The following is a 10,436-nucleotide window of genomic DNA, read 5'->3' as shown; positions in this document are numbered from 1 at the left end:
GCTATAAAGTCTTCACATTCTATTTTTATTCCATTCTTATATTTAATTATTTCATGAACGGAATATTCCTGATGCTCTATATATTCATCAGTAATTAAACAACTGGACATTTATTATTTCACACAAAGATTTGACGATATTATATTCGCGCCTATAATAGCCAACCTCTTATGTAATACAATTCTTTTTTATAATAATTAGGTGAGTTGACTTTGAATATTAGTAGACGTCAATTATTTAAATTGTGCGCGGGAGCTGTCGCAACGACAACTATTGCCTCCCTTGCCACAATACCGCAAAAAGCTTGGGCGCAGGCACGAGAATTTAAATTAACCGCAGCAAAAGAAACCCGTAATACGTGTTCTTACTGCTCGGTAGGTTGCGGAACATTACTTTATAGCACTGGCGCAGCAAACGGTAATATCAAACAAAAGGTATTCCACGTTGAAGGTGATCCCGATCATCCAGTAAGCCGTGGTGCATTATGTCCAAAAGGTGCCGGCCTAGCTGGTTTTGTTAACAGCGAACAACGTTTGAAATTCCCCGAATATCGCGCACCTGGCTCAGACAAATGGCAACGTATTTCATGGGATGAAGCATTCACCCGTATTGCCAAATTAATGAAGCAAGACCGTGATGAAAACCTTGTTAAAACAAACGAACAAGGCACCACAGTTAACCGCTGGCTAACCACAGGTATGCTATGTGCTTCGGCAGAGAGCAACGAAAATGGTTGGTTAACACAAAAATTTGCCCGTGGTTTGGGCATGGTTCCAGTTGACACTCAAGCGCGTATTTGACACGGCCCAACGGTAGCAAGTCTTGCTCCAACATTTGGCCGCGGCGCGATGACCAACAACTGGGTTGACATTAAAAATGCCAACGTAATCCTTGTAATGGGCGGTAACGCAGCAGAAGCACACCCTGTTGGCTTCCGCTGGGCAATTGAAGCTCAAAAAACCAATAACGCTGAAATCATTGTGGTTGATCCACGTTTCACGCGTACAGCAGCAGTGGCTGATCACTACGCACCGATCCGTTCAGGTGCTGATATTGCTTTCCTATTAGGTGCGATTCGTTACCTGATCGCAAGCAGTCAAGTGAATCACGAATATGTGAAAGCCTACACTAACGCTAGCTTTATCGTACGTGATGATTACGAGTTCCACGATGGTCTGTTCTCTGGCTATGACGCTGAGAAACGTAAGTACGATCGTAGTAGCTGGTTCTACAAGCTAGACGATAACGGCTATGCAATGAAGGATGAATCCCTACAACATCCTCGTTGTGTATGGAACTTACTGAAAGAGCACGTATCTCGCTACACACCAGATGTAGTTTCAAACATTACAGGTACCCCTGTTGATATGTTTGAACACGTGTGTAAAGCACTCGGTAGCACAGCTGCCGATAACCGTACTGCAACGATCTTGTACGCAACAGGTTGGACTCAGCACTCAAAAGGCGCTGAAAATATCCGTTGTATGGCAATGATCCAGTTGCTACTCGGTAACATGGGTATGGCTGGCGGCGGTGTTAACGCCCTACGTGGTCACTCTAATATTCAAGGTATTACAGACCTTGGTTTGCTAGCACAAAGTTTGCCGGGTTACTTGAAGCTGCCATCTGATAAAGATGTGGATCTTGCCACTCACCTTAAGCACCACACACCAGTGGCACTTGAAGCAGATCAAACGAACTACTGGCAACACTACCCGTCTTTCTTCGTTTCATTACTGAAGTCGTTCTACGGTAAAAACGCCACCGCAGAAAACAACTTTGGTTACGACATGATGCCGAAGTGGGATCAGGGTTACGACATGCTTCGCGTCTTCGACATGATGAAGAAAGGCGAAATGAACGGTTACATCTGTCAAGGTTTCAACCCTGTTGGCTCGATGTCTAACAAGCAGAAATCTTTAGATGCGCTATCTAAGTTGAAATACTTGGTTGTGATCGATCCACTAGCGACAGAAACCTCGACTTTCTGGCAGAACAAGCCAAACGTAAACGAAGTGGATACCAAGAATATCCAAACTGAAGTGTTCCGTTTACCTTGTGCATGTTTCGCTGAAGAAGATGGCACCATCGTAAGTTCAGCGCGCTGGTTACAGTGGCACTGGAAAGCGGCAGATATGCCGGGAGAAGCGAAAGGTGATGCTGAGATCTTAGCGGGTATCTTCTTGAAGATGCGTGAAATGTACCAGAAAAATGGCGGTACATACCCAGATCCTATCCTATCGCTAGATTGGAGCTATGCGATCCCAGATGCGCCAAATACCAAAGAATTAGCACAAGAGCTTAACGGTAAAGATGCTAACGGCAATCAGCTATCTAGCTTTGCTCAGCTAAAAGCAGATGGCTCTACCACTGCAGGTTGTTGGCTATACACAGGTAGTTGGACTCAAGCGGGTAACCAAACGGCACGTCGTGATAACAGCGATCCATCCGGTTTAGGTTTAGCACCAAACTGGGCATGGTCTTGGCCTGCTAACCGTCGTGTGCTGTACAACCGTGCATCAACACGTCCTGACGGTAGCCCTTGGGATAAATCACGCACGCTAGTTGAATGGAATGGTAGCAAGTGGGTTGGCCCTGATGTGCCTGACTTTAATGCGAAATTGCCACCATCAAGCAATGCAGGTCCATTTATCATGCAACCAGAAGGCGTAGGTCGTCTATTTGCGTTAGATAAAATGGCAGAAGGTCCGTTCCCTGAACACTACGAACCGTTTGAAACACCGATTGGTACCAACCCATTACATAAGAATGTGGTATCCAACCCAGCGGCACGTATTTTCAAAGACGATCTTGAGCAGCTTGGTCAAAAAGAGCAGTTCCCATTTGTCGGTACCACTTACCGTTTAACGGAGCACTTCCATACATGGACCAGCCACTCGCACTTCAACGCTGTACTACAGCCAGAGCAGTTTGTTGAGATCGGCGAAGGTCTAGCGAAAGAGCGTGGCATTAATAATGCTGACATGGTGCGTGTGACGTCTAAGCGTGGCTTCATTGAAGCAAAAGCCTATGTGTCTAAACGTATTCGCCCACTACAGGTTAACGGTCAAGCCGTACATACCGTTGGTATCCCAATTCACTGGGGTTACGAAGGTGATACGAAACCTGGTTATCTTGCTAATACGCTAACCCCAGATGTGGGTGATGCGAACTCGCAAACACCAGAGTACAAGGCATTCTTGGTTAACGTGGAAAAGGTGAAGTAAGCCATGGGTATGGAATCACAGAATATTATTCGTAGTTCTGCGACATCATCGCTAACGCCTTCACCTGATGCGCGTAAACGCCAAATTCAGGTCACAAAGCTTATCGATGTAACGTGCTGTACTGGCTGTAAAGGCTGTATGGATGCGTGTAGCGAATGGAACAACTTGCGCGGCAAAGTAGGTACTTTTGAAGGCACTTACCAAAATCCGCCAAATACAACCGCTGAAACTTGGACCACTATCCACTTCAAAGAAATTGAAGAAGATAACAAGTTCAAATGGTTATTCAGCAAACACAGCTGTATGCACTGTTCTGATCCTGGCTGTTTAAAAGCCTGTCCAGAGCCTGATGCTATCGTGCAATACGAAAACGGTGTTGTCGATTTCAACTCTGAAAAGTGTGTCGGTTGTGGCTACTGTATTGCGGGTTGTCCGTTTGATATTCCACGCATGAACCCAGTAGATAACCGTGTTTACAAGTGTACTTTGTGTCTTGATCGCCTACAGGCAGGTCAAGTGCCTTCATGTGCAAAAACCTGTCCTACAGGTGCACTACGTTTTGGTGAGCGAGAAGAAATCCTTGAATACGCTAACCAACGTGTCGCAGCACTAAAAGCCAAAGGTCACAAAAATGCTGGTGTGTATAACCCAGCAGGTGTCGGCGGTACTCACGTGATTTATGTGTTGCACGATATCACCGATCCTGAGCGATACGATCTACCGAAAGATCCCAAGATCAGTGAAACCGTGAAGCTATGGAAAGACGATGTGAAGCCGCTAGCTGCCGCAGGTCTATTCGGCACATTAGCACTTGCTGCTGTGCACCGTGTCACTGTCGGTCGTAGCCGTGTCGCTGAAGAAGAAGGAGATGAATAATGAGTTTGAATAAAACGATTTTACGTCATAAGCCTTTAGATCGCGTGGTGCACTGGACTGTCGCACTATCAGGTATCTGGACGTTATTGTCTGGCTTATCTTTTATGTTCGCACCATTGCATTTCCTTAGCTATGTCTACGGCTCGCCGCAACTTGCTCGTATCTTGCACCCATTCGGCGCAATTGTGATGACAATCGGCTTAGCTTTCTTAGTTGTTCGTTACTGGAGCCATAACCACTTTGAAAAAGGTGATCTCCAGTGGATGCTGAAAGTAAAAGACGTGTTGACTGAGAACGAAGAAAACGTACCAGAAGCAGGGCAATACAACGCAGGTCAGAAGATGATCCTACGTCAGTTCATTGCTTGTGCGGTGTTATTACTCGTGACGGGTCTGATTGCGTGGCGTGCTTACTTTGCAGGTTACTTCAGCATCGACATTGTGCGTATTGCACTGATTGTTCACTCAATCACAGCGGTTGTATTTGCCCTTAGCCTGATCATCCATGTTTACATGGCGTACTGGGTAAAAGGCTCAATCGACGGCATGTTAGAAGGTAAGGTGTCTCCTGCTTGGGCGAAGAAACACCACCCTCGTTGGTTCCGCGCTATTACTAGCGGTAAAAACCAACACTAACAGCACTGTAAAAAGCGATAAGCCAATGTTTATCGCTTTTCATTCCTATACCAACCAAGGGCAACTTTGGTTGGTATTCTTGTACTTGGAAAACAGCATGAGCGTAAAAATTCTCGATAAAAACACGATAGTTAAACAAAACAGCGATGGTTTTACCCCACTCATCATCGGTGATCCTGCAACCATTTTTTCAGCACGAGCCGCACGTTTGCGTGAACTTGCTAAAGACTCTTTTATGGCAGATTACCTCCTTGTTGCGGGTCAAATTGTGCAACTTCAAGCGCAACTAGCAGAAGACTTCGCAGCACCAGTAGCGCAATTTGTTCAAACTAACGAGCTTGTTTGGCCGCTAACCCTAAACAGTGACTGGTTCCCGCTATTAGAACAAATGCTGGCGCAGTTAAGCACCTCACTACGTCTTGTTGCCTCTGATGATATTGTGAAAATTATCGATGCGATTAATGAGCTTGATAGCAACACTCTACACCATTACTTCACCGCCCTTCAGCACAACCAATCAGAGCGAGTACCAGCTGATCTTGCGATCATCCTTTTCTCCTGCATCAATATTTTCACTAGCCTGATCGTAAAAACCACGGCACTTGAATGGCAACCAGAGCCAAACGTGAAACAACACACTTGCCCATTATGTGGTGGCGCACCAGCAGCCAGCATGATCAAAGGCAGCGGCCATCGTTACTTACATTGCAGCCAGTGTGAAGCCGAGTGGCATCGTCTACGTGCAGAATGTACCCAATGTGCTGACGGTGAGAATATTCAGCTACAAAGTGAAACCCTAGAAGATGCGGTACGTGCCGAAACATGTGGTCACTGTAATAGCTATCTGAAGATTTTATTTTTAGAAAAACAACCAAACCTTGATCCTATCGCAGACGACCTTGCGACATTAGTGCTAGATCAGAAGTTAAGCCAGAGCGAATTATACCGTAATGGATTTAACCCATTCCTTTTACCACTAATGCAGTAATACCGAGTTTGATATGACAGCCCAAGCACTCTACGCCCATTTACCTAGTGTTGATCTGATTTTAAATCATCAATCACAACAAGCCTTGATCAACCAATACGGCAAAGAGCATATCACCGCCCTTGTTCGTCAATTACTCGACCAAGCCCGTGATAGCATCAAACAGCAACAACAATTGCCACTATGGTTAAGCCTAAATGAGTGTGACGGGCTGGCGCTGACACAACAAAAACAGCAGCGTATTGCCTTGTTCTCAGAGCAACTAGCGCAAGTCGCACAACCGCTTGGATCTAAAGGACAACGCCGTGTTTTTAACTTAACCGGCACTATCCTACACACCAATTTAGGTCGTGCTTTGCAAGCAGAAGCGGCGATCAAAGCGGTAACGGATGTCATGCGTTTTCCATCAACCTTGGAATATTCACTGCAACAAGGTAAACGTGGTCACCGAGATCACGCCATTAGTGAACAACTCCAACAGTTGATTGGCTGTGAAGATGCCTGCTTAGTCAATAACAATGCCGCTGCCGTACTACTGATGTTGGCAAGTTTAGCCAACGGTAAAGAAGTGATTGTTTCGCGTGGTGAGTTAGTTGAAATTGGTGGCTCGTTCCGTATTCCTGATGTGATGCGCCAAGCGGGATGCCAGTTAGTCGAAGTCGGCGCAACCAACCGTACTCACTTAAAAGACTACCAACAAGCGATCAATGAAAACACCGCATTGCTGATGAAAGTACACACCAGCAATTACATGATCCAAGGCTTTACCAGCGCAGTATCTGAAGCGGAGTTATGTGCATTAGGACGTTCCATGCAGGTGCCTGTGATCAGCGATTTAGGTAGCGGCTCATTAATCGATTTAGCCCAATACGGACTGCCAAGCGAGCCGATGCCACAAAAGATGCTGCAAGATGGTATTGATTTGGTGAGCTTCTCTGGCGACAAACTATTAGGCGGGCCACAAGCAGGGATCATTGCTGGTAAATCTGAACTCATTGAGCAGCTGCAACATCACCCACTAAAACGTGCCCTTCGCTGTGACAAAATGACCTTAGCTGCGCTTGAAGCGACACTGAATTTATATCGTCATCCTGAGCGCTTACCTTGCGATCTACCCACACTTTCCATGCTTACTCGCAGCCTTGATGCCCTTACCGATTTAGGTCAGCGCCTGATACCTCACTGTCAGCAACTGGTTGGTCAGCATTTCACTGTCTCTGTAATGCCTTCAATGGGGCAAATTGGCAGTGGTGCATTACCAACGGAACAACTTGAATCTGTCGCATTGTGTTTCAGCGTTAACAATAATCAAACATCTCACACGCTTAATGATCTTGCGGATCTTTTAGCAAGCGGCGAGATCCCAATTATCGGCCGTATCCACCATAACAAACTGTGGTTATGTCTGCGTGGGATCAGCCATGAACAAGACTTTATTGCTCAGCTTGCACAGCTTTCACTTACCCATAACGAATAACCAATAACGCCACTTATGATAATCGCCACAGCTGGCCATGTTGATCATGGTAAAACCCATTTACTGCAAGCCTTAACCGGCACCAATGCCGATCGTTTACCTGAAGAGCAACAACGTGGGCTTACCATTGATTTAGGCTATGCGTTTATGCCGTATTTATCGGCTACAACACAACAACAAGAAACCCTTGGTTTTATTGATGTTCCAGGCCATGAGAAGTTTCTTTCCAACATGCTAGCAGGTGTCGGTACAGCCCATCATGCAATGTTAATCGTGGCTGGTGATGAAGGCATGATGGCGCAAAGCTATGAGCATTTAACGATCCTACGTTTACTGGCGATGGATAGCTTAACCGTAGTGATCACCAAATCCGATCTCACTACAGTAGAGCAGCAACAACAGCTAGAAGCACAGCTCACTCAACTTTTATTCCAGCAAGGCTTTACCGAGCCGCAGATCTTTCATTGCTCAGCCATAACAGGCGATGGCATTGAGACCCTAAAACAGCACTTAATTACGCTTTGTGAAAATGACAAGCAGCAACAGGCACAGCAAAATTTCCGTCTTGCTATCGATCGTACTTTTCATGTTAAAGGCGCAGGTTTAGTTGTTACAGGTACCGCATTAAGTGGCAAGATTGCTGTTGGTGATAATTTACAATTTGTCAGTCACCATAAATTAAAACAAGGCCTAGCACAGACCAAAACCGTGCGCATAAAAGGCTTACACGCCCAAGGAAAAACAGCACAAACAGCGACAGCAAACCAGCGTGTGGCAATGAATATTGTCGGTGATATTGATAAGCAGGATCTTAACCGTGGCGATTGGTTGCTCGAAATCGCCCCCAATACCGTGATCAATCGTGTGACTGTTGCACTCACAGCCAATACCGATATTAAACACTGGCAAACGGTACAGGTTTTCCATGCAGCAACTCATACTACTGGTCGTATTGCGCTCCTTGAAACAGATGAAGTCAAAGCTGGTAATTCCGCACTGGCTGAAATTACTTTCGATAGCCCATTGTGTTTAGCCGAGCAAGATCGCTTATTGCTGCGTGATCCGGCCTTAAAAACAAATCTTGGTAGTGGTGTGGTGATTGATTTGCTACCGCCTAATCGTGGTAAGCGAAAACCAGAACGTTTAGCTTATTTAACCCAGCGCGCGACACTTACTGCGACTAAAGACATCATCGCCTTTAAACTAGCCAATAAACCGCAATCTATCAGCGAATTAGCGTGGCAACATCAATGCTCCAATATCGAGCAAATAGCTTGTCAGCAAGTTGATAATGAGATCAGCCAATACGGTGATTTCCTTTGTACTTCTACCTATCAAGCACAACTACAGCAGCTAATCATTGAAAAGCTCGCCCAATACCACCAGCAAGAAAACGATCATATAGGTTTGGGTAAAGATCGCTTATATCGCATGGCAGCACTCAATCAACCAACGGCTATTTTCAATGCCCTTTTAACGCAGTTATTAACACAGCAACGTATTATCAATACCCGTGGTTGGTTACACCTTGCTAGCCACCAACTTCAACTTACTGAACAAGAGCAACACCACTGGCTCCACATGGCGCAGATAATGCAGACCAGCCAAGAGCCTTGGTGGGTTCGCGATCTTGCTAATGCATGTGATATTGATGAAGACGAGCTACGTACCCTTAGCTATAAATTGGCACAACTGGGTTATATCTCTGCCATCGTGAAAGATCGTTATGTTACGCATGAGTATTTAATTCACATCGCCAATGCAGTACGAAAACATATCGAGCAGAACCAAAAACTAGAAACGGCAGATTTTAGAAACCTAAGCCAATTAGGACGCAAAGTAGCGGTGCAAATATTGGAATACTTAGACAAGATTGGATTTACAAAAAGAAAGTTTAATTACCGCGAATTGCGAGATGAAGATTTACTGAAAGGATAAACAAACGAAGTGGCGGAAGAACATAGGAGTCGAACCTACCCAGGACTGCTGGCAGCCCTACCCGGATTTGAAATCCGGACGCATCACCGGATACGCCGTTCTTCCTCATTTGTGTGATGTATTTTATGCGTTAAAGGTATGGTTATCAACTGCTATCGCTTAAATTCAGGGATAGCAGTTGTTTTTTAAGATCAACTGATTAAATATCAAACTACTTCATTTGCTGATCTAAATTCAAAATCGTTAATGCGTTACTCACGCTCGTTGCCAGCACATCAACCACCCCCGAACGCAATGCGCCTAACAAGGCCAGCGCCTTACTATTTTCAGCAGCAACTACGACCACCGTTGGAATGTGGCGCAACTCTTCCATGGTTAAACCAATGACACGATCGCTCATCATGGTGTCGGCTTGTTTACCGTGACTATCAAAAAAGTCATAACCGGCAATATCACCCACCACGCCTTTACGAATACGGGCTTCAACAATCTCTTGTGGTGTAAACCAACCTAACTTCACCATATGGCTGTTTTCATTCATATCACCGACACCAACTAGCGCCACATCAGCACGACGTGCACGATCTAACGTCTCTTTAACTGTGCCGTTTTTCATGAAGGCTTCTTTTACCACAATGTCTTCAACGTACGCTGGGGCATACAAGGTTTCACTGATGCCATCGTATTTTTTCGCTAACTGACGACAAATATGATCGGCATTAATCGCATTACCTGAACGGTGAGTACCACCAATACCACACACAAAACGACATTTACGGTGCGGCACAACTCCCACATGGCTAGCAATCGAGGCAATATTACGCCCCTGACCGACCGATACCACCATATCATCGGTAAGGGTTGCGGTAAGATAACTAGACACTAAGCTTGCCACTTGCTGGCGTTGGGTTTCATCATCAGGCTGATCAAGTGCTACTAATGCACGTTTTAGATTAAAACGCTCAATCAGTTGTTGCTCTAACTTTTCACTAAATACAGGGTGGTATTTGACGGTGATTTCCACCACTCCCTCTTCACGAGCACGGCGCAGTAAACGTCCCACTTTAGCGCGGGACATGCCAAAGCGCTGAGAGATCTCTTCTTGAGTCGCACCATCCTGATAATAAGCAATGGCGATCTCGGTCAGTAAATCGCTATCTACATGATTACTGTCAGTGCTGTTTGTGCTCATTTCCAATCCTTTATTCTATCGCGATACGGTTAACCAATTGATTTTAACACTTTTCAATCAATAAGCAGATGATTAATTATTTTTAATAACAGAGTACGTTAAA

Annotated in this window: 7 protein-coding genes and 1 tRNA gene; 6 read left to right on the top strand and 2 right to left on the bottom strand. The window is 45.3% G+C overall.

Translation table 11 applies throughout. From position 1 onward, the window contains the following. Positions 1-212 precede the first annotated feature (212 nt). The 6 genes from fdnG to selB all read left to right on the top strand — a co-directional run bounded on the left by fdnG (position 213) and on the right by selB (position 9,141). Entirely contained in the window at positions 213-3,227 is a 3,015-nt protein-coding gene (gene fdnG, locus E5A76_RS17550) for a formate dehydrogenase-N subunit alpha (protein ID WP_146145429.1), read from the top strand. A 3-nt stretch (positions 3,228-3,230) separates the two neighbouring features. Further along, a complete protein-coding gene (fdxH, locus tag E5A76_RS17545) occupies positions 3,231-4,103 on the top strand; it encodes a formate dehydrogenase subunit beta (RefSeq protein WP_008987805.1) in 873 nt (290 codons plus the stop codon). Beyond that, positions 4,103-4,738 (top strand): formate dehydrogenase subunit gamma, encoded by a 636-nt coding sequence (locus E5A76_RS17540; RefSeq protein ID WP_045064551.1) that lies wholly within the window; start codon positions 4,103-4,105, stop codon positions 4,736-4,738. The genes fdxH and E5A76_RS17540 overlap by 1 nt, the downstream gene beginning before the upstream one ends. A gap of 97 nt (positions 4,739-4,835) precedes the next feature. Next, positions 4,836-5,726 (top strand): formate dehydrogenase accessory protein FdhE, encoded by an 891-nt coding sequence (gene fdhE, locus E5A76_RS17535; protein ID WP_161119722.1) that lies wholly within the window; start codon positions 4,836-4,838, stop codon positions 5,724-5,726. A 13-nt stretch (positions 5,727-5,739) separates the two neighbouring features. Beyond that, positions 5,740-7,203, top strand: a complete 1,464-nt coding sequence (gene selA, locus E5A76_RS17530; RefSeq protein WP_161119721.1) for an L-seryl-tRNA(Sec) selenium transferase — start codon at positions 5,740-5,742, stop codon at positions 7,201-7,203. A 15-nt stretch (positions 7,204-7,218) separates the two neighbouring features. Continuing rightward, positions 7,219-9,141, top strand: coding sequence for a selenocysteine-specific translation elongation factor (gene selB / locus E5A76_RS17525; protein WP_161119720.1), 1,923 nt, complete (start codon positions 7,219-7,221; stop codon positions 9,139-9,141). 10 nt (positions 9,142-9,151) lie between these two features. Here the strand turns inward: selB and E5A76_RS17520 are convergent. Both E5A76_RS17520 and E5A76_RS17515 read right to left on the bottom strand, forming a co-directional pair. Further along, a tRNA-Sec gene (locus E5A76_RS17520) sits at positions 9,152-9,246 on the bottom strand. A 106-nt stretch (positions 9,247-9,352) separates the two neighbouring features. Further along, positions 9,353-10,333 carry a sugar-binding transcriptional regulator gene (locus tag E5A76_RS17515; protein ID WP_053989804.1) on the bottom strand — a complete coding sequence of 327 codons (981 nt, stop codon included), beginning with the start codon at positions 10,331-10,333 and terminating at the stop codon, positions 9,353-9,355. Positions 10,334-10,436: the final 103 nt, after the last annotated feature.

Origin of the sequence: Photobacterium lucens (assembly GCF_009873615.1) — a bacterium.
Lineage (GTDB): Bacteria > Pseudomonadota > Gammaproteobacteria > Enterobacterales > Vibrionaceae > Photobacterium > Photobacterium lucens.
Note: the sequence above shows the minus strand (reverse complement) of the source record. Positions and strands in the feature narration are given on the sequence as shown.

Coding starts and splice junctions, on each gene's coding strand:
- E5A76_RS17515 (WP_053989804.1), bottom strand. CDS start 10,333: ATGAGCACAAACAGCACTGACAGTAATCATGTAGATAGCGATTTACTG.
- fdxH (WP_008987805.1), top strand. CDS start 3,231: ATGGGTATGGAATCACAGAATATTATTCGTAGTTCTGCGACATCATCG.
- fdhE (WP_161119722.1), top strand. CDS start 4,836: ATGAGCGTAAAAATTCTCGATAAAAACACGATAGTTAAACAAAACAGC.
- selB (WP_161119720.1), top strand. CDS start 7,219: ATGATAATCGCCACAGCTGGCCATGTTGATCATGGTAAAACCCATTTA.
- E5A76_RS17540 (WP_045064551.1), top strand. CDS start 4,103: ATGAGTTTGAATAAAACGATTTTACGTCATAAGCCTTTAGATCGCGTG.
- selA (WP_161119721.1), top strand. CDS start 5,740: ATGACAGCCCAAGCACTCTACGCCCATTTACCTAGTGTTGATCTGATT.